The sequence below is a fragment of the Phycisphaerae bacterium genome (genome assembly GCA_012729815.1).
Classification (GTDB): Bacteria; Planctomycetota; Phycisphaerae; order JAAYCJ01; family JAAYCJ01; genus JAAYCJ01.
In genome coordinates, this window is sequence record JAAYCJ010000002.1 from 1 (window position 1) to 18,586 (window position 18,586).

General features: G+C 62.9%; 16 protein-coding genes. 10 read left to right on the top strand and 6 right to left on the bottom strand.

Going from position 1 to position 18,586, the window contains the following annotated elements; translation table 11 throughout:
* The 8 genes from GXY33_00120 to GXY33_00155 form a co-directional block, all read left to right on the top strand.
* Positions 1–1,035: oligogalacturonide lyase (locus tag GXY33_00120; protein NLX03527.1), on the top strand; the 1,035-nt coding region annotated here is incomplete at its 5' end.
* Positions 1,032–1,823 (top strand): prepilin-type N-terminal cleavage/methylation domain-containing protein, encoded by a 792-nt coding sequence (locus tag GXY33_00125; GenBank protein NLX03528.1) that lies wholly within the window; start codon positions 1,032–1,034, stop codon positions 1,821–1,823. The genes GXY33_00120 and GXY33_00125, both read left to right, overlap by 4 nt.
* 23 nt (positions 1,824–1,846) lie before the next feature.
* On the top strand, positions 1,847–3,448 hold the full coding sequence (locus GXY33_00130) for a hypothetical protein (GenBank protein NLX03529.1): 1,602 nt from the start codon (positions 1,847–1,849) through the stop codon (positions 3,446–3,448).
* Positions 3,449–3,499: 51 nt separating this feature from the next.
* The gene (locus GXY33_00135; GenBank protein NLX03530.1) at positions 3,500–4,633 is read left to right on the top strand and encodes a GntR family transcriptional regulator; all 1,134 of its coding nucleotides are present in this window, start codon (positions 3,500–3,502) and stop codon (positions 4,631–4,633) included.
* 5 nt (positions 4,634–4,638) lie between these two features.
* Positions 4,639–5,388, top strand: a complete 750-nt coding sequence (locus GXY33_00140; GenBank protein ID NLX03531.1) for a prepilin-type N-terminal cleavage/methylation domain-containing protein — start codon at positions 4,639–4,641, stop codon at positions 5,386–5,388.
* Between the two features lie 62 nt (positions 5,389–5,450).
* Positions 5,451–7,946, top strand: a complete 2,496-nt coding sequence (locus tag GXY33_00145) for a DUF4091 domain-containing protein (protein ID NLX03532.1) — start codon at positions 5,451–5,453, stop codon at positions 7,944–7,946.
* Positions 7,947–8,225: 279 nt separating this feature from the next.
* A complete protein-coding gene (locus tag GXY33_00150) occupies positions 8,226–8,915 on the top strand; it encodes a type II secretion system protein (protein ID NLX03533.1) in 690 nt (229 codons plus the stop codon).
* Positions 8,916–9,055: 140 nt separating this feature from the next.
* Positions 9,056–9,901, top strand: a complete 846-nt coding sequence (locus GXY33_00155; protein NLX03534.1) for a hypothetical protein — start codon at positions 9,056–9,058, stop codon at positions 9,899–9,901.
* 39 nt (positions 9,902–9,940) lie between these two features.
* Here the strand turns inward: GXY33_00155 and GXY33_00160 are convergent, their stop codons facing one another.
* Both GXY33_00160 and GXY33_00165 read right to left on the bottom strand, forming a co-directional pair.
* Positions 9,941–10,867, bottom strand: coding sequence for an RluA family pseudouridine synthase (locus GXY33_00160; GenBank protein ID NLX03535.1), 927 nt, complete (start codon positions 10,865–10,867; stop codon positions 9,941–9,943).
* Between the two features lie 61 nt (positions 10,868–10,928).
* The gene (locus GXY33_00165; protein NLX03536.1) at positions 10,929–11,954 is read right to left on the bottom strand and encodes a phosphatase PAP2 family protein; all 1,026 of its coding nucleotides are present in this window, start codon (positions 11,952–11,954) and stop codon (positions 10,929–10,931) included.
* Positions 11,955–12,039: 85 nt separating this feature from the next.
* Between GXY33_00165 and gcvT the strand changes: the two genes are divergently transcribed.
* Both gcvT and recQ read left to right on the top strand, forming a co-directional pair.
* On the top strand, positions 12,040–13,128 hold the full coding sequence (gene gcvT, locus GXY33_00170; protein ID NLX03537.1) for a glycine cleavage system aminomethyltransferase GcvT: 1,089 nt from the start codon (positions 12,040–12,042) through the stop codon (positions 13,126–13,128).
* Positions 13,129–13,219: 91 nt separating this feature from the next.
* Positions 13,220–15,061: a DNA helicase RecQ gene (gene recQ, locus GXY33_00175; GenBank protein ID NLX03538.1), complete on the top strand. Its 1,842-nt coding sequence runs from the start codon at positions 13,220–13,222 to the stop codon at positions 15,059–15,061.
* A gap of 11 nt (positions 15,062–15,072) precedes the next feature.
* Here recQ and GXY33_00180 read toward each other — a convergent pair whose 3' ends face one another.
* From GXY33_00180 to GXY33_00195, 4 genes are all read right to left on the bottom strand, one after another.
* A complete protein-coding gene (locus GXY33_00180) occupies positions 15,073–15,477 on the bottom strand; it encodes a hypothetical protein (protein ID NLX03539.1) in 405 nt (134 codons plus the stop codon).
* Positions 15,478–15,615: 138 nt separating this feature from the next.
* Positions 15,616–16,197 (bottom strand): LemA family protein, encoded by a 582-nt coding sequence (locus tag GXY33_00185; protein NLX03540.1) that lies wholly within the window; start codon positions 16,195–16,197, stop codon positions 15,616–15,618.
* Positions 16,198–16,242: 45 nt separating this feature from the next.
* Positions 16,243–16,944 (bottom strand): hypothetical protein, encoded by a 702-nt coding sequence (locus GXY33_00190; GenBank protein NLX03541.1) that lies wholly within the window; start codon positions 16,942–16,944, stop codon positions 16,243–16,245.
* 179 nt (positions 16,945–17,123) lie between these two features.
* The gene (locus GXY33_00195; GenBank protein ID NLX03542.1) at positions 17,124–18,350 is read right to left on the bottom strand and encodes a hypothetical protein; all 1,227 of its coding nucleotides are present in this window, start codon (positions 18,348–18,350) and stop codon (positions 17,124–17,126) included.
* Positions 18,351–18,586 lie beyond the last annotated feature (236 nt).

Here is an 18,586-nt window from a genome sequence, read left to right on the forward strand (position 1 = left end):
CCAGGCTGGTTTGACCACGGACGAAGACTTCTTTTCGCCTCCGACCGGGAGAACCGGAGCAATCTCTTCGGTCTGGACCTGACTTCGGGGGCGATCACGCAGTTGACCGATCTTGACAAGGTTCCCGGAACCGACGAAGCCGTTTTGATGGCCTCCTGCGTCAGCCCCGCTCGGAACGAGGCATATTACCGCCATCAGCAAAGGGTCTTCGCCCTGGACCTTTCCACGCTGAACGCGCGGAAGCTGTGGGAAATACCGCCAGGCTTCATCGGCGACCTCATGCACGTCTCGGCGGATGGGAAGTGTGTTTTGACGAGCATTTTCGAGGACCTGAGCGACCGGATTCGCATCGATTACGACCGCGGGTACGTCGGGTTTGCTGAGACATATGAGGCGCGGCCTTTGAGCCGGATCATCCGGATCGCCGTCGACGGGACGGGCGCGGATGTCGTTCGCGAGGAACACCAGTGGATCAGCCACGTCAACCCGTCACCCACGCAGCCACACCTGGTGAGTTTCTGTCATGAAGGGGCCTGGGTGGGGGTGGACAACCGCATCTGGGGCCTGGACCTGAACACTGGAGAGGTCTGGAAGATTCGGCCGCGACAATCAGACAGGGAACGCATCGGCCACGAGTACTGGTTCCATGACGGTCTTCACGTGGGATACCATGGGACCTGGCCTGACGGCAGATACTGCATCGGCCATCTCAAGTATGACAACACCGACCACGTCGAGGCGGCCTTTCCACAAGCCACCGGCCACACTCACTCCCACGACGGAAGCCTGATCGTCGGCGATGGGGGCAAGGACGTTCGTCTCTGGCGGTGGAACGGGCACAGCTACGATGGACCGCGCTGCCTGTGCCGGCATGACGCGAGCCAACACATTCAGAAGCTCCACGTTCATCCTCGCTTCACCTCGGACGGAAAGCAGGTTCTCTACACCAGCAGCGTCAGCGGCTATGGAAACCTCTATGTTGTTGACGTCCCTGATTTCGATTCCCTTCCCTTGATCGAGGACAGGAAGCAATGATCCCCACACGACAAGTAGTGCACGGGACACGATTCCCGAGTCAGAGACCTCCGATCAAACGAGCATCGCAACCAACCAATGCCAGACTTTGCGGTCGGCCGCGCACCCACGGGTTTACACTGATCGAGTTGCTTGTCGTGGTGGCGATCATCGCGGTGCTGGTGGCGGTCCTGCTGCCGGCTTTGCAGTCGGCGCGGGACAAGGCCCACGAGGTCGCGTGCCTGTCGAATCTGCGGCAGTGGCATTTCGTGCTGGCGTCGTACGCCGCCGACTACAACAACCGCCTGCCGCACCGGGTGTGGCATCCGAAGTACAGTTGGTACTGGAATTGGGAGATTCTCTTCCTGGATGAGGGGTACCTGACCGATGACTTTGAGCTGAATCGCTGCCCCGCGGGCACCGACCCCAATATGCTGACCTACGCCTCCAACGGGTATCTTTTCGGCATCGACCACGACGGTGCACATCCGAATCCCTCGGTGGTTTACGGCGTGCTCAACAGCGTCAGGCTCCCGCCGTGCGACGCGGTCGCGATGGGTGAGCGAGAGCACGTCTTTCGGGATCCCAGCTACTTCCGCTGCGGCGTGTGGCAGCATACCCAATGCTCGTGGATACACCGGGGGGCCACTGACTTTATCTCCATCGTCCCAGGAACCGGCTCGTGTAACTTCCTGTTCCTGGATGGTCATGCGGAGTTCCGGGGCAATACCGGGTTTTATAGCCCGGTGTGGGATCCCACGCACGTGGCCACCCATGCCCGCCACTGGGCGGTGGGCAAATCCAATTGAGGACGGCCATCAGGAGGACCTTCATGAGATTCATTAACATCCTGTTACTGCTGATGCTCTGGGCTCCGGCTGTCGCGGGTGATGTGGTGGCGCGGGTCCGCCTGGACGAAGCGACGCGGTTTGGTTTTCCGGAGCTGATCTTCGGGGCCCAGGAGGAGATCTACGTTCTGCCGTACAACAGCGTTGATGGGCTAAAGCGGCTCAAGGAGATGGTGGGTTTGAGGCTGCTGCGGTATCCATGCGGGACGCCTTCGGACTGGCTGGCGTGGGACGCGGTGGAAGAGGGCTACTGGCCAGCGTTTCCGAAGGCGAGGAAGAAGCTCTATCCGGATGCGTATATCGAGTTGGCCAAGCAATTGGGTCTCGAGCCGCTGATCACAGTCAACACCACGCTGTACGGTCCGCATCTGGATGGGATCGTCAACCGGGTCAATCCGACGAAGGTCGAGAGCATTCGTCGCGGGGCTGAGTACGCAGCCAAATGGGTCCACCACGCCAACGTCGAGAATCGCTCCGGCGTCAGATATTGGGAGATCGGCAACGAGGTGTGGATCTGGCTTCAGGGGGCGGAGTACGCCAATCACGTCCGCGAGTATTCGCAGGCGATGCGGGAGGCGGACCCGTCGATCAAGCTGATCGCGTGCGGATTGGCGCACGACGCGGAGTTTTCGCCGAAGTGGCTGAAATTCCCGGATGATCCGAACTGGACAACGCGTACGGTCAACCGCAACACGTTCGACGGCTGGAACGAGGCGCTGCTGTCGCTCCCCGAAGGGACGTTCGACTACATCGCCCAGCACGTTTACCTCAATCTGCCCGACATGGAGGCGCTCGAGGGGGGAAAGGACGTGTTCGCTTCGATCCACCGGGCGGAGGTCTTGAACAACACGATCGCGATGATCAAAAAGCACAACTCGCCGGTGCGGATCGCGATCACCGAGTGGATGGTGAACTTTCACTGGGAGCCCTTCGTCACGCCGCACCGGATCAAGAAGGGTACGCTGACGACGCAGGAGGCTGAGAAGGTCACGCTGGCCAGTTCGCCAGCCAACCAGTTCATCACGACGCTGCTGGCGGCTGACTGGATGGGCCGGATGATCGCCAGCGGCTACGTGGACATCGCGGTCGGCCACACCTGGATCAACAGCCTGACACGAAACTGGAACTACGAGGCGCAGAAGGCGATCAAGCCGCCGCTGCTGGAGCCGGCGGGGGCGGCGATGAAGTTCTGGTCGGATCACCACGGCGGCCAGGTCGTGCCGGTGACCGTCGAAGGCGGTCCGAGCTACGTCCATGAAGACGAGACGGTGCCGCTGATCTCGGCCTACGCCACCACAGATAGGGACAAGGTGTACCTGGTCCTGATCAACCGCTCACCGGATCAGACGCTGGCTGTGAACGCGGCCGATCTGGTGGCCGGCCAGGACGCGGCAACCATCACCGAACACGTCCTGTCCGCTCCAAGCTGGGTCGCGTCGGTCTGGCCGACGGTCGAGGATTCGGCGCGTTACCCGATCCAGGAGAGCTCACAAGTGCTTGCCACAGATACACTTGGGGACTACCAACTGCTTCCGAGCCGGTTGGTGTGCCTGGAGGCGAGCCTGACCAAGAGCAGCGGCCAGTAGCCACTTTTTTTCCTTGACCTCGTGGTCTACCGGTGGTACACTGCTGGTACTATGGTAGATAGCAGTCTCGATGTAGAGCAGATGGTGGTGGATCGGGTGGCGCAGCGGCTTCGGGCGGACATCGCCCGATGGGGCCGGACGCCGCGGGCCAAGCTTCCGCACGAGCGTCTTCTGGCGGAGCGGTACGGGGCGAGTCGGGGGTCAATCCGGGCGGTTCTGGATCGTCTGCGGGAGGAGCGGCTGATCGAGACGGTGCCGCGGAAAGGGACGTTCATCGCGGGCGGAGGCGTCGCGGTCGGCGACGTGCTGCTGGTCTGTCGCAATCCGTACCACCCCTACCAGATGATGTGCGCCGGGGTTATCTCTTCACTGCTCAACGAGAGTCAACGTGCGGCGCGGCTCGTGGTATCGGCCGATCCCTTAGCCGAGTGGACCGCCCTGACCCAAGGTGGTCGGGAGATCAGCGGGGCTGTGATCATCGGAGCGTATCCCCGGCCGCTCATGGAGCGACTGGCGGCGGGCAGCGCCGTGCCGATCATTTGTACGGGCGACATGGACGAGCAGATCCGCAGCGAACCGGTCTGCGATACGGTGCTGCCGGACAATGAGGCGGTGACCGCGCGGGCCACGGGCCACCTGATCCGGCAGGGGCATCGGCGGATCGCCTTCGCCAACTGGGGGATCAGTCAGGCCTACGGGCGAAGCCAGCTTCGCGGCTACAGCGAGGGGCTGGCCGCTCACGGGATCGCGTACGATCCGGCGTTGGTGGTCGATCTGCCTTTCGTCGAACCACACGCGCTGTCGAGGCCGGGATTGGAACCGGCGCCGCTGGGTCCGGTGCGGGAGCAGATGGACGATTGGTTTCGAGGATCCAACCCCCCTACCGCGCTGGTGCACTGCGCGGCCACGGAGATTCAGATCCGCGACATGCTGCGGTCGTACTTCCACGAGCAATTCCGGCCGGAGGCGGTGATCGCGGTGCTGTATCTGGAGCAACTCCACACCGGCTACACCGGGCTGGGGACGGCAACGGCATTCTGCCCGCGCTACGAAGATGTCGCCCGGCGCGGATTGGAGCTGCTGTTCCGCGAGCGCAGGGACGGTGAGACGCCACGGCGCGAGATTATCAGCCAAGTGTATTTCTGCCGGCGGACGGACGGCGTGTGGCAGGAAGAGCGAGGATGAGGGCTATGCGACGTAGAGCGACGGATCGTCGGAAGTCATTACCCGGCAAGTGCGGTTCGGCCGGTGGTTTCACCCTGATCGAGCTATTGGTTGTGGTGGCCATTATCGCCGTGCTGGTGGCCATGCTCCTGCCGGCGTTGCAGAACGCCCGGGTCAAGAGCAGGCAGCTCGTGTGCATCGCCCGGCTGGCCCAGATCGGCAGGGGCACTTCGATGTACCTGAGCGACCACAACGACGTTTTTCCGCTTCTGACCAGCACAACGGAGTCGTTTATCCGCGGCTTGAATCCGTACATCAAGTTTTCCGACAGTCCGTACGACTACTGGGTCAACGGCATAAGCCCGCAGCACTACGATCCGAGCCCGCGGTGGTCGTGCCCGGAGTCGCCGGACTCGGGCGCGCCGCATGGACGGCCGTATACGCCGAATGCCGGGTTCGTCTTCGGGCGGCTGAGCACGAATCCCTACGACGGGATGTGGGGCGGGTTCGGCCGGATGCGGCTGAGCGAGATCGCCGATCCATCGGTAGGGATCTGGATGTCCGAGGCGGGTCAGTGGCACAGCGGTACCGCCTACAACTGGTATTGGCGGCCTTTCGTGTTCGGGCCGATCTGGGGCTCGGTTGGAGCGGGATGGGCTTACGTTCGATTCGAGTACCATCGGGGGCAGGCCAACGCGCTGCATGTGGATGGCCATGCGGCCGGCTATACGTACGAGCAGATGATGGACAGGAATCTGTGGTTGGTCCGGCCATGAAGCGGAGCCGCAGCGAGTCGTGACCGCCCTACCGGACCCTATCCCTCAGACAGGAGATGAAGATGGAGAATCGTGTTGTCGCGCTTGTGGTTCTGGCGGTCGCACTGGGCCATTGCGGAGCTTTGGCGGATCAGAAGGTTGAGACCTTCGATCGGTTTGATATCGGCCAGTCGTGGTTGCCCGGATCCACCGTCGACGGCTGGGGCAATCTGGAGACTGAGCCTTTCGGGACGGCCGGAATCGTGGCGGTGGACGCGGAAGGCGGCAAGGCGTTGCGATTGTCTGACAGCACGGGTCGCGTCGTGAGGGCGGAGTGGAACGCGGCGTTCAACCACCAGAGCATGCCCCACCAGTTCCTTCGGGCGGACATCCGGTTTGCCGCGGAAGCGGCGGAGATGGACAACGTACGGGCGACATTGCACTACCAGAGCCAGAACGTCTGGTGGCCGGAGGGGGGGGTGTCGTTGAGCGTCGCTTACGGCGCGCCCTCGGCCACGTTCACCGTCAAACAGGGGGACAAGCAGTACGTATCAGTGGATATCCCCGGCGGCAAGCGGCTGTGGTTTGACACGTGGTATACGGTCGAGATGGAGTTCGATTTCGGGGAGCTGCAGGCGCGGGCCCGGCTGGCTCCACGGGACGAGGCGAGTTGGCCGTGGACGGAGTGGCAGAAGATCGCCAGTCAGATACCCGCGTCGGTGCGGGTCGAAGCCAACGGCCTTGCCGAGTTCGACAATTTGGTTTTGGGCGACGAGGCTGCGGACGGACCGACGGCGACCCAGCCGACGGAGCAGGGCTTTCGTCCGGTGCCGGCCCATTCGGTTGACGCAGCGGAAGGCGTGTCGATCCACCGTGTCTCACCGCATTTCAAGGTTTACCCCGACGACCGGATCGAGGCGATGGAAACGCCGCTGCCGGTGGTGGAACTGTGCCGCGGCGAGTACGAGCCGTTCCAGATTGTACTCCAAGCGGATCGGAACCTCGCGAAGGTCCAGGTCGCGTTCGGCGACCTGCCGGCGGGCGTGACCGCCACATCTCAGCCGCAGGGCCTGGTAAACATCAAGAAGAGCCCGGTCCGGACGGGACCGACGCCGGACCCTCTGCTGAACGAGCCGGCGATGGACATACCGGCGGGTGAGAACCGGGCGTTCTGGATCACCGTGCGGGCCGATCGCGAGGCGGCGGCGGGCGAATTCGCAGTCCCGGTGACAGTCACGGCGGACGGCCGAGAGATCGGGCGGTTCATTCAGCCCGTCCGCATCTACGATTTTCCCATGCCGAAAATGCCGCACCTGGCATGCATCGTGGAGTTCCGGCCGTGGAACGACAACGAGGCGTACAAGGGTCTGTTCGGCTGGCCGATCGAGCGTCAGTACGCCCTGTATCGGCGGTACTATCGGTGGTACGCGGATCGGCGACTGCAGCCGGGCAGCCTGTTCCCGTGGTTTTCGGTAACGCAGGACGATCAAGGCAACTGGGGGGTCGCGCACCCGGAGTGGATCGAACAGACGTATCCGCGGTACTGGGAGGAGTTTCCCGGGGCGTTTCAGGTGGCGTGGGTGCGCAACCTGATGATCGGGCACGGATCGAGCTATACGCCGGTCGCAGAAGCCAAGAACGTCGAGGAGATACGCCAGACGTGGCGGCTGTTTCTTGCGATGCACCGCGACCACGGCTGGCCGATCGATCGGTACATGTGGTATCTTGGCGACGAGCCGCTGAATCCGGGAATCGACCAGAAGCGAGATCAGAACGTGCCGATCCTCAACGACTGGGTGGCTGCGGTCCGTCCGGAGCTTGGCAGTATTCCCGTCTTCGCCAGCGCGTGGCCGTTCGATCGGGATCTGCTGCCGTCGATCGACATCTGGTCGATGCTGCCCTACGGCGACCCGCAGTCGAACATCGAGCGGATGCCGCTGAAGGAGGCCAGAGCGTACGGCAAGGCGGTGGGACTGACGCTGGACGGCAGCACGAACCTGGTGATGGACCGCGAGGCGATCAACTACCGGCTTAACCCTTGGCACGGGTGGTACGCTGGAGTGCCGATGATCGAGTACTGGAACAACATGTGGTGGCAGATGACGCCGTGGGACCCGGCGGCGGACTGGTTCAGCCCGGAGTGGATTTTTCCCGGCGACGGCAATCTGAACTATCCGCCGCCGAGCGAGGATCAGGTAATCACGAGCATTCGGGCGGAGCTGTTGCGGGAGGGCATGGAGGATTACGAGTACCTCTGGCTGCTGCGTCACGCGGCGTACACGATTCGGACGGGCGGGCATGGGCCGAATGAAAATGAGTTACTTCGGCGAATTGATATGCTGTTGTACGACGCGCAGCAGTGGGTGGCCCGGGGGACGGTCAGGCGCGCGGAGAGCGACTATATCCTTCTGGCGTGTAACCTCCAAGTGGACCGGTTGCCATGGCTGGCGTACAAGCTGGATCGTCTGCGGCGGGCGATGGCCCGGACGCTGGAGGAGGCATATCGCAAAGGGTACGTGAAGGATGAGGCAATCGACACAGGACACGCTCCGCCGAACCGCTGGTTCGCTTATGAATAATATCTCCACACGGGTCCGTCTGGGGCCTTCCGAAACCAGGTGTTTGACCGATCCAGCGGTGCATTGAGCTCCCTAAGACGCTGAGTCTGGCGGCGGACAGCAGCCGCCCGGAGCGAAGCCACACGGAAGCCAACACCTCTCGATCGTCCTAACCCCAAGTCTGTGGGGCACTTATGGTTAAGGGGAATTCTTATGGCGTAGTCTGACAAGCAGGTGTATAATGTGCTCTGCAACAGCTCCTCTGTTGGGGTCTTCCCGGTGGGCGGAGGAGGAAGCGCCATGTCGTGCAGACGGTCGCTGGCGTTGCTGGAAGTCGTGGTGGGGGTTGCGATTGTCGCCCTTCTGATGGTGATCCTGCTGCCCGCGCTGAGCCGCGCGAGGGCTGCGGCGGGCGAGACGGTGTGCCGGTCGAACCTCAGGCAGTTGGCCCTGGCGATCGTGCTGTACGCCAGGGACGCCGACGGCTGGCTCGTGCCCTTCAACGACGGCTACGGGTATTACCACTTCTACGCGAATCTGCTGGCGGATAGCGTGTACGTGCCGACGGCGAATTGGACGAACGAGGCGTGGGGCGACGCGGCCGACGGGATCTGGCGCTGTTCGGCGGTGAACGATTCGCAGGTCGGCTGGGGCGGAGGTTATGGGGTCAATGGAGGGAGTAGCGACGGGCATCTGGTCGGCTGGGGACAAAGCCGGTCGTTGGACGCGATCGTTCGCCCCGCGCATTTGTGGATGATCGGCGACGCCGAAGGCCATCAGTTCGATCCAGAACATCAAAAGACCTGGCCTTTCGTGAGATGTCCGGCCTGCTTCGCCGATGATAGCAGCCCGTCGGCTGATTACCAGTTCGCCGCCGGCCGACATGATGGCGCCGCCAACGTGGCGTTTGCCGACGCCCACGTCTCCGAGACGGCCTATGCCGATCTGGCGGACAACCGCGGAGACGTTTTCGGGCATTACGGGCTGTGAAAGCGAACGATCGTCGGCGATCCTGCCGGTTGCGGTCGTACAGCCGGAGCGGCGATCCTGCATGCTTGCCTGACGCTCATCAGGAGATATAATCGCCGTAGTTGCAGGCCCATCCACCTGCTGGGACAGGAGTGCAGCCGATGACAGAGGCGATCGTAGTCGGTGGCGTTCTTGTCGCGTGCGTGCTGATTGGCGGCGGGCTGCTCTACGCCGGTGGGCGATTTCTGGTTCGGGCATCCGGCGTAACCTACGGGCGGAGCGTCGTGACGTATCTGCTGTCGGGACTGGCCGGCCTGCTGGTTCTGGCAATCTGCCGACAAGTTGGAATGCTGCTTCCCGATCCCCTTCCGGTGTTCGCCACCGCTCTGGGACTTGTCCTGTCGTTGATCGTCACGTGGGCGATTATCGCCAGAAAGTTCAATATCAGTCTCAGTCGAGCCTTTGTGGCTTGGGTGCCGACGTTGGCCCTGCTACTTCTTGCCGCCTCGGCGTTGATCTCAGGTCATGCGACCGTGACCAACGCCGCTCGCGACCAGACCGCGCGCAGCATGTGCGCCGCCAACCTTCGACAGATCGGACAAGGTTTTATCGCGTACGGACGGCTCCACCCCGACGAACCGCCGCCGCTGCTGGAGGATCTGGTGCGAATGGACCCGGAACTCGGCCATGTGGCGCACTGCCCAGCCGCCGGGCGACGCACGGAGCCGGACTACTTCTTCCTGTTTCCCGAGCGTGTGGTCCCTCCCGATACGGTCATCGGCTGTGAGCTGTCACGGAACCACGGCAACGGTAGGAATGTCCTCTTCGCGGACGCCTCCGCCACCTTCATGCCGGAGGAAGAGTTCCGGCGCACACTGGCGGCGCCGGCCAACCAGGTTTTCGCGGAAGCGTTTCGGCGGGTCGAGAAACCTGAGCTGGCGGAGCACCTGCGGCAACGAAAACGGGAACCGACTATCTGGCAGCACATGCTTCCGTCGACGAGGTAACGTTCGGTCGCGGCTGCAACGCTCCAGGATGCAGGACCTTCAGCGGCCGTGTTTTTCGAGTTGGGCGAGGGTGCGGGCGAAGTCTTTGGGCAGTTCGGTGTCGAAGGTCATTTCGCTGCCGGTGGCGGGATGGCTGAAGGTGACGGACTTGGCGTGCAAGGCGAGGCGATCGATCAGCGGGTGTTCCGTCTTGCGGCCGGAAGGCTTGAAGCGGCGTTTGAACTCCGAAAGGTAGATGGCCTGCGGCGAGCCGTAGTGATGGTCGGCGATGATGGGCAGACCGACGGCTGCCAGGTGGACGCGGACCTGGTGCATGCGGCCGGTGCGAGGCCTGGCCTCGATCAGGGCGAACTCACGGAACTGCTGGAGCACGCGGTAGTCGGTGACCGCGTAGCGGGCCTTCTTGCCACCAACCACGACGGGCTTGACGGATTTTTCGGTTTTGCGGAGCGGAAGATTGATGGTGCCGGACTCGACCTCGACAACGCCACGGACGATCGCCAGGTAGGTCTTATGGACCTGTTGATCCCTCCACTGGCGTGAGAGCTCGCGCTGGGCGTCGGCGGTCTTGGCCAGGATCATCACGCCAGAGGTATCGCGGTCCAGGCGATGGACGATGCGGAGCTGGTCGGCCAGTTCGGGCCGGTTGAGGGCGAGGCGGTCGAGAACCGGTTCGACGGCGAACTGGCCGCGGACGCTGTCGAGACCGGCAGGCTTGTCGATAACCAGCAGGTGCTCGTCCTCGAAGAGGATGCGGACGTCCGCCTGCTGCGGCCCACGAACGCGGCGCGGGGCGGGACGGCGCGAAGGCTCAACGCCGGCGGGTTCCTTTTCGTCGAAGTCCTCTTCGAGTTCTTCCTCGTCAAAGTCTTCATCTTCATCGAAGTCTTCGTCCAGGTCATCCTCGTCAAGGTCTTCGTCGTCGAGTTCAAAATCGTCGCGTTGTTTCTTGCGCTTTCGACTCATTATGATCTTCATCTCAGAATGGCGCATCGGATGACGCACCATCACGTGCAGTTTTATCTCGTCAGAAGCCCTTTACCCACGCCAGGCCGGCGTTGCCGCTTTCCGGGTTGATGTACGGGGTAATCTTTCCGCCGAAGATTTCCGGCTGATGTTTCTGGGCGACGGTCTTGCCGACGACGTAGCCGAGGGCGGCTCCGAAAACGATGTCGGAGAAATGGTGCTCGCGGTCGTCCATGCGTTCCAGGGCGACCAATCCGCTGACCAGGTAGAGAGGGATTCCGACCACCGGGCCGTAGTACTCATCGAGCACAGCGGCCAGGGCGACGGAACTGGAGGTGTGGCCGGAGGGCCAGCCCCAGTCTTCGCCGTTGGGCACTTCGGTGCAGGCGGCCAGTTTCAGCAGTACCGTGGTTGCTCCGTTGATGGCCAGGGCGCTGGTGAGCGTCTTGGCGACGCCGTAGGTGTGGCGGTCCTGTTCGAGGACTCCGTAGGCGTACATCAGGCCGGCGAAGGCGAAATGGGTGCCAGGATTGCCGAGGGCTCCGAACACGTCGCCCCACTCGGTGGACAGGGCACGGCTGCGGTCGAACTTGTCCTCGAAGCAGTCATCGGCGCCGGAGTCGCGGACGGCGACGGAGGCTCCGCCGGCGATCAGGAGGATGGTCAGGTTGGTCTTATCGGTAAAGACGGTCTTGGTGTCGCTCCAGAGGTCGCGCGGCATGTGTTTGAGGTCGGACTTGAGGGCCTCAAAGAAATCCGCGCCGGGCTGGTAAGGATCGTCGGCTGACGGCTGGGTGTCGGTGTCGAGATCGAGTTCGGAATCCTGCGGTTCGTAGGCCGCCAGGAGGAAGGATCCGGCGGTGAGCGGCTCAAGATCGGCGTCGTGCGATCTGTCGGCCGACGCGCCGACGGTGAAGCATTTTTCCGGGGTGGTGCAGCCGGTCCGGTTGACGGCGGCCCGACGGCGGGCATCGCGGCAGGCATCAGCCAATTCATCGGACGCCGTGGACGACATCGCCGAGCATCCGGGGCAAAGCAGGCTGAGAGTGGCGAGAGCGGTCAGGGTCGCGGAAACCAGTGCTTTCATGGCGCCTCCTGTGGTTTTATCTGGACTGACGAACGGCTCTATTATATGAGTAGATTCTGAACAAGCAATATGAGGGGCAACCGTCATGAAGAAAACGCCATTGTACGACGTACATGAGACACTCGGGGCACGGATGGTGGACTTTGCCGGCTGGTCCATGCCGCTGGTCTACGGTTCGATCATCGAGGAGCACGTCTGGACGCGGAGCCGAATCGGGCTTTTCGACGTCTCACACATGGGACGAATCGAAGTCTGCGGGGCAAAGGCTGGAGCGGCCCTGGACGGGCTGTGTACGCGGAAGGTCTCGGAGGCCGAGGCCGGCAAAACGGTTTATGCCCTGATGTGCAACGAGGACGGGGGCGTATTGGACGACCTGATGGTCTCCCGGCTGGGCGAGGATTCGTTCTACGTGGTCTGCAACGCGAGCAATCGGGAGAAGATCGTCACTCACGTGCGGGAGCACGCGGGTGAGACGGTTGAGTTCCGGGACGTCACGGAGTCGACGGGCATGGTCGCCGTGCAGGGGCCGAAGGTGGTGGAGTTGATCGGCCGCCTGCTGCCGGGCGAGGTGGCCGAATTGGGGCACCGCCGGGCACTGCGGGCGAGCATGTACGGGGTGAGCTTTATCGCCTTTCGGGGCGGCTACACTGGCGAGGACGGCTTTGAGGCGGTATTCGGTCCTGGAGCGGTGGTGGCGGTGTGGCGTCAGCTTTCGGGCCTGGCGTTCAACGGCGAGCGGATGGTTCGGCCGGCGGGTCTGGGAGCGCGGGACACGCTGCGGCTGGAGGCGGGACTGCCGCTATACGGGCATGAGTTGAGCGAGCGGATCGATCCGATCTCAGCGGGACTGCGATTCGCCGTGGATTTCGAGCATGATTTTGTCGGGCGGCAGGCGCTGGAACGGGTGGAGCGCGACGGGCCAAGTCGCGTACGGGTCGGATTGCGGCTTGATGAGAAGCGTGCGGCCAGACAGGGGCATCGTATTCTCTCCGACGGCCAGGACATCGGTGAAGTCACCAGCGGAGCGTACTGCCCGACAGTGGAGGCGTCGATCGCAATGGGCTTCGTCGATCGCGATCGCTCAGCGGTTGGGGCCACGGTCGAGGTGGACACGGGCAAGAACCGCCTTGCGGGACGGATCGTGGAGATACCGTTCTATCGACGGCCGAAGTAGTAGCGGGCGGCTAAGACACGGTTGCCGTTGGGACCGAGAGCGGTAGAATTAGGTTTGGCGGCATTGGGAAAGGGCTCTTGGCGGGACGGTGATGCGGATGGAGCGAATTCGGAAGATTCTAGGCAAGTACTGGGGCTACGAGAGCTTTCTGCCCCTGCAGGAGGAGGCGATCCGGTCGGTGCTGGAGGGTCGCGACTCGGTGGTGGTCCTGCCGACGGGCGGCGGCAAATCGCTGTGCTACCAGGCTCCGGCCCTGGCGATGGCGGGGACGGCGGTGGTCGTCTCGCCGCTGATCTCGCTGATGAAGGACCAGGTGGACGGGTTGCGGGAGTGCGGGGTGACGGCGGGCTTCGTCAACAGCAGTCAGAGTCCGGCCGAGCGGCACGAGGTGATGCGCGAGGTCGCGGCGGGAAAGGTGAAGCTGCTGTACGTGGCGCCCGAGCGGCTGGTCTCGCCGGGGTTTCTGCGTTTTGCGCGGGAGCAGAAGATTTCCTTTGTGGCGGTGGATGAGGCGCACTGCATCAGCATGTGGGGCCATGACTTCCGGCCGGAGTACCGCCAGCTTTCGAAACTCAAGGAGGCCTTCGCGGGAATCGGCGTTCATGGGTACACGGCGACGGCGACCGAACAGGTCCGACTGGACATCGCCACGCAGCTCGGGTTGGCCGAACCGGAGATCCTGGTCGGGTCGTTCGACCGCAAGAACCTGATCTTTCGGGTGCGTCGGCGTGACGGGCTGGTCGATCAGGTCTGTTCGGTACTCAAGCGGCACGCGGGCGAGTCAGGGATCATCTACTGCATCCGGCGGGCGGACGTCGAGGAACTCGCCGCGACGCTGGTGCAGACGGGTTTCAAGGCCCGGCCGTACCACGCCGGAATGAGCGACGAGGAGCGGAAGGAGAATCAGGACGCCTTCATCAGCGAGGAGACGGACATTATCGTGGCGACGGTGGCGTTCGGGATGGGGATCGACAAGTCGAACGTGCGGTACGTAATCCACGCGGCGATGCCCAAGTCGCCGGAGCACTATCAGCAGGAGGCGGGCCGGGCGGGCCGCGACGGCCTGGAGGCCGAGTGCTGGCTGTTCTACTCGGGCAAGGATTTCATGACGTGGAACCGTCTGCTGGGCGACGCGGAACCGAACTCGAAGGCGGTGTGGGAAGAGAAACTGCAGGCGATCTATGGGTACTGCACGAGCATGACGTGTCGGCACCGGTCCATCGTAAGGTACTTCGGACAGGAATTGGCGGATCGCAAGTGCGACGGCTGCGACATCTGCCTAGGCGAGGTGGACCGTGAGGATGACGCCCTGGTGATGGCACAGAAGATCCTCTCGTGCGTGCTTCGCCTGGAGGAGCGTTTCGGCGGCGACTACACAGCCGGGGTGCTGATCGGATCGCAGGAGGACCGGGTTTTCGAAAAGGGGCACGACCGACTTTCGACGTACGGGCTTCTGAGCAAGTACAGCAAACGCGTGGTTCGCGACTGGATCGAGCAGTTGGTGGACCAGGGCTATCTGCGAAAGCACGGGGAATACAACGTGCTGCAAGTGACGCCGGAAGGCTGGCGGGTGCTGCGGGGTTCGGGCGACCCGGCGCTGGCCAAGCCGGCGAAGAAAGGCCAGGCGAAAAAGGCGAAGGCACTGAACGATTCGTGGGACGGGGTGGATGAGGGGCTCTTCGAGCGGCTGCGACAGGTTCGCCAGATGCTGGCGAAGGAACGGCTGGTGCCCCCGTTCGTGGTGTTCAGCGACGCCTCGCTGCGCGACATGGCGCGTAAGCGGCCGACGACGCAGGAGGGGTTTCTGCAAGTCCACGGCGTGGGTCAGGAAAAGTGCCGGCAGTACGAGTCGCAGTTCCTCGGAGCGATGCGGAAGTACTGCGGCAAGCACGGCTTGGAGATGGACGTGGGGCTGGCGGACCTTGAGTTCTGAGGCGGCTGGAGCTATGGCGATTCCTGATCGGCGAGCGATCGGATTTCGGCGGCCAGATCGGGGTGGGTGGTGATGAGCAGGTCGGGCGACTGCGCCTCGTTCATGAAAACGTCGATGCTCAACAGGGTATCGACGCCGCGGTAGCGGATGGGGAACTCAAGCATCCTCTGTTGATCGACACTTATCGTCTCAGCGGTCTGGCGGAGTTGTTCTATCTCCGGATCGCCGAAACCTGACTCGATTCGGGCGGAGACCTGCCTGAACAACGGAACCAGGCCATGGATATCGAGGTTCAGAGTGATGTTCCGCAGTTTCGGCGGCTGATGCGAGACCGGCTCGCACTGGCATTGACAGCCGGACTGGACCGCGAGAGAGATCGTTGATGCCACCATCAACAGGCAGAAGAGTGGGCGCATCGGACTTCCTCCATGAATAGACCGCTAATGAGCATGATAGCGGACAGGTGCCGATGAGGCAAGAGGCAGATTCGGCAGACCGGCATTCCGCACTGACAGAGAGGCCGGCAACGGTTCGTGCCCGGTGCGGAGCGCAGCCTACACGGCGACCTGCGGCGCGGTGCGGATGCCGGTATCCTCGACCTCGAAGAATTCCTCCTTCTGGAAGCCGAAGAGGCCGGCGATGAGGTTGGAGGGAACGACTTCGATGCGGGTGTTCAGGTCGCGGACGTTGCCGTTGTAGAATCGCCGGGCAGCCTGGATGCGGTCTTCGGTGTTGGCCAGTTCGCGCTGGAGGTGGAGGAAGTGCGTGCTGGCCTTGAGGTCCGGGTAGGCCTCAGCGACGGCCAGCAATTGGCGGAGGGAATGGACGAAGTGATTCTCGTCGCGGGCCTGAGATTCGGGCGAGCCGGTGGAGGCCAGGGCGCGGCTGCGGGCCTCGGCGACCATCTCCAGCGTCTGGCGTTCGTGCGTGGCGTAGCCCTTGACGGTCTCAACGAGGTTGGGGATCAGGTCGTAGCGGCGCTTCAACTCGGTATCGACGTTGGACCAGGCCTCGCGGCACTGGAAACGGAGCTTGACCAGCGAGTTGTAGGTCGCGGCGACCCAGATCAACGCAATGACAAGCAGGCCGATGGGCAGGCACAGGCCGAGGCTGATAGGCAAATCCGGTTGGTGCATGGCGGCATCCTCTATGTTGAGGGCGAAGAGACTGGTCTGGTCATATCAAGATCGACTCCGGTCGGCGGACAGCTCACGCTGCTGCCGGACGAGATAGTCCGGCAGCCGGTCAAGAACACCGGCGATGACGCCGACGGCGTCCTCGTAGGCCTGCGGCGAAAAGACGCTGCCGTTTTGGGCGATCACGCAGTGGCGGTCGAACTTTAGGCTGAACACCGGCGAAGCGAGCAGGAATTCCATCGTCCGGGCGTGCAGCACGTCGTAGGCCCAGCGTTTGTCCGGGGCGCGGACGCAGAAATTGCGGCTGAACTCAGCGGACTCGAAATCGATGTCGTCGGCGCCGAAGAACTCGCCGATCTTGTCGAAGAAGTTTTCTCGCCGGAGGGAGAGCGGCTGGAGCGGCAGGTCCGAACCGAGGATGACCGCGGAGAAGTGGTTATGGTGCGTCTGCCGCCTGCCCTTGGAGTCATGGGAATGCGTCTCGTAGTGATAGTCAAAGCCGAGAAAAGAGCGGTCGCCCCACCGCCCCTCCAGCACGTTGTACGCGTAACGATTGGATCCCTGGCGGAGGCAATCGAACCGGGGAAAGCGGCCTTCCAGGTCGCTGCGATGGGCCTCGTCAAAGGTCATGCCATGTTGTGTCGCCCAGGCCCGTAACTCCTCCCTGCGTTTGGCGGCCTGTTTGGCGCTGACGACGGCCAGGACGATAATGACGGCGACGAACAAGGCGACTATCACAAACGGCATGGCTTCTGGCCCCATGGGTATTTCTCGCTACCGGCCGCAACTTCCGACTGAAGGATACCATGAGGGCCGTCGGAGATCAAGAGGCAGACCCAGTCTGTGCGCCTGGGCGTAGTGCAGAGAGCGGCGCGCCCGCCCTACCGACGGACGCGCCGATGGAGGCACTGGTGACGATGATGGCGCTATCGCACGACGGCCTCGACTTCGCGGAACCGTTCGATCGGGTGTTCACCTCGGAGTTCCTGGCGGTAGTCCCGTCTCCGCCGTTCGATATGCCGCGTGATGACGTCCTGACTCGGGACCCCTTCGTGATCGTTGACCGCCTGCTGATAGTCGTAGTAGCGGTAGTCTTCCGGAATGTCGTCGGCGGGCACGAATTCAGTGCCTTTGGCGTTGTAGTCAGCCTGGCGGGCCAGGATGTCGCGGACGTAGTCGATGTTGGACTGGAAGAACACCGGCCGCGGCAGTTCCTTGGGCAGCATCTCGACCGGATCGCGGCGTTCCTGCTGCTTCATCATCTCGCGGTCCGCGTGCAGGTGGCCGATCTCCATGTCCAGGTGATGCTCCCACATCTTCTTGATCCGCGGGTCGTCCTCCTGCTCCATGAACGAGTGGTAGAGATAGCACTCGGTGTAGTCGTGCATGACCAGGCGTTCGAACCAGGACATCGACGGGTCGATCAGGGACTCGTAGTGAGTCACGTGCTGCTCCTCGATCATGGCGATCTCGGAGTAGAGCCCGCGGGCCAGGTGCTCCTGCGACCGGTTGGCCTGGTTCATGTAGAAGTTCATGGTCTGCTGCTCCGCGGCGACGATGATGTTGGCGTGGAGCTTGGTGAGAATGTCGGCCGAACGGGAGTCGAAATGGTGGCGGATCTCATCGAACGGGTGGCGGTGCTCGGCGATGGTGGGCCGTCCGATGGTCACCTCGGTGTAGTCGCCGACGAGTTTCTCAGCCGGGGTGCCCTCGGTCATCTCCATCAGGTTGGCGTAGCGATAGAGATGGTCAAAGTCCTCGAGCAGGGCGAAATCGAGCACCGACTTGGCGTATTCGTCGGGCTCGGTGCGGGCCAGGAAGGCGGTCAGGTCGACCGCCACCTGTTCGTAACCGATGGTGTGCTCCAGCGTGGTCTCATCGCCGGGCACGAGGGCTGAAATCGCCTTTTGCTGCTGTTGCTCCATCCGGCGGGCCAGGGCCAGCTTTCGCCGGGTCTCCAGGTCGCCGGTGTGCCGGGCGAACTGATGCAAAAACCACTGCGACTCGAATTCGGCCCCGTTGAGCGTGATGATCCGGCATCGCGTGTAAGGATGCACGCTGTTCTTGTCGTAGGGTTTGACGTTCAGCTCCGACCAACTGCGAAGCTGCTGTTCCAGCGGAATGCCCTTTTCATCGAAAGGATTGAATGCCATGTCTGCTCCCCCTTTTGCGGTAGATGGCTTGGTCCGTTGCACCTGCGGCCCGCACGGCGACGACAATCCCGTGACTCCCGCCCCGTTGGCCGCGTCTCCCGTCATTTCAGAATAACACACGGGCGGTACGGGTCAAGCACTTTTTTCTTCGCCTAGGGCACCAACGGGTTGTGATACTTTGTGATCGGCGATGCGGATAAAGGTTTGACTCGTCGCACAGCGGCCGTTATGATTGG

Coding starts and splice junctions, on each gene's coding strand:
- GXY33_00125 (NLX03528.1), top strand. CDS start 1,032: ATGATCCCCACACGACAAGTAGTGCACGGGACACGATTCCCGAGTCAG.
- GXY33_00130 (NLX03529.1), top strand. CDS start 1,847: ATGAGATTCATTAACATCCTGTTACTGCTGATGCTCTGGGCTCCGGCT.
- GXY33_00135 (NLX03530.1), top strand. CDS start 3,500: ATGGTAGATAGCAGTCTCGATGTAGAGCAGATGGTGGTGGATCGGGTG.
- GXY33_00140 (NLX03531.1), top strand. CDS start 4,639: ATGCGACGTAGAGCGACGGATCGTCGGAAGTCATTACCCGGCAAGTGC.
- GXY33_00145 (NLX03532.1), top strand. CDS start 5,451: ATGGAGAATCGTGTTGTCGCGCTTGTGGTTCTGGCGGTCGCACTGGGC.
- GXY33_00150 (NLX03533.1), top strand. CDS start 8,226: ATGTCGTGCAGACGGTCGCTGGCGTTGCTGGAAGTCGTGGTGGGGGTT.
- GXY33_00155 (NLX03534.1), top strand. CDS start 9,056: ATGACAGAGGCGATCGTAGTCGGTGGCGTTCTTGTCGCGTGCGTGCTG.
- GXY33_00160 (NLX03535.1), bottom strand. CDS start 10,867: ATGAGTCGAAAGCGCAAGAAACAACGCGACGATTTTGAACTCGACGAC.
- GXY33_00165 (NLX03536.1), bottom strand. CDS start 11,954: ATGAAAGCACTGGTTTCCGCGACCCTGACCGCTCTCGCCACTCTCAGC.
- gcvT (NLX03537.1), top strand. CDS start 12,040: ATGAAGAAAACGCCATTGTACGACGTACATGAGACACTCGGGGCACGG.
- recQ (NLX03538.1), top strand. CDS start 13,220: ATGCGGATGGAGCGAATTCGGAAGATTCTAGGCAAGTACTGGGGCTAC.
- GXY33_00180 (NLX03539.1), bottom strand. CDS start 15,477: ATGCGCCCACTCTTCTGCCTGTTGATGGTGGCATCAACGATCTCTCTC.
- GXY33_00185 (NLX03540.1), bottom strand. CDS start 16,197: ATGCACCAACCGGATTTGCCTATCAGCCTCGGCCTGTGCCTGCCCATC.
- GXY33_00190 (NLX03541.1), bottom strand. CDS start 16,944: ATGCCGTTTGTGATAGTCGCCTTGTTCGTCGCCGTCATTATCGTCCTG.
- GXY33_00195 (NLX03542.1), bottom strand. CDS start 18,350: ATGGCATTCAATCCTTTCGATGAAAAGGGCATTCCGCTGGAACAGCAG.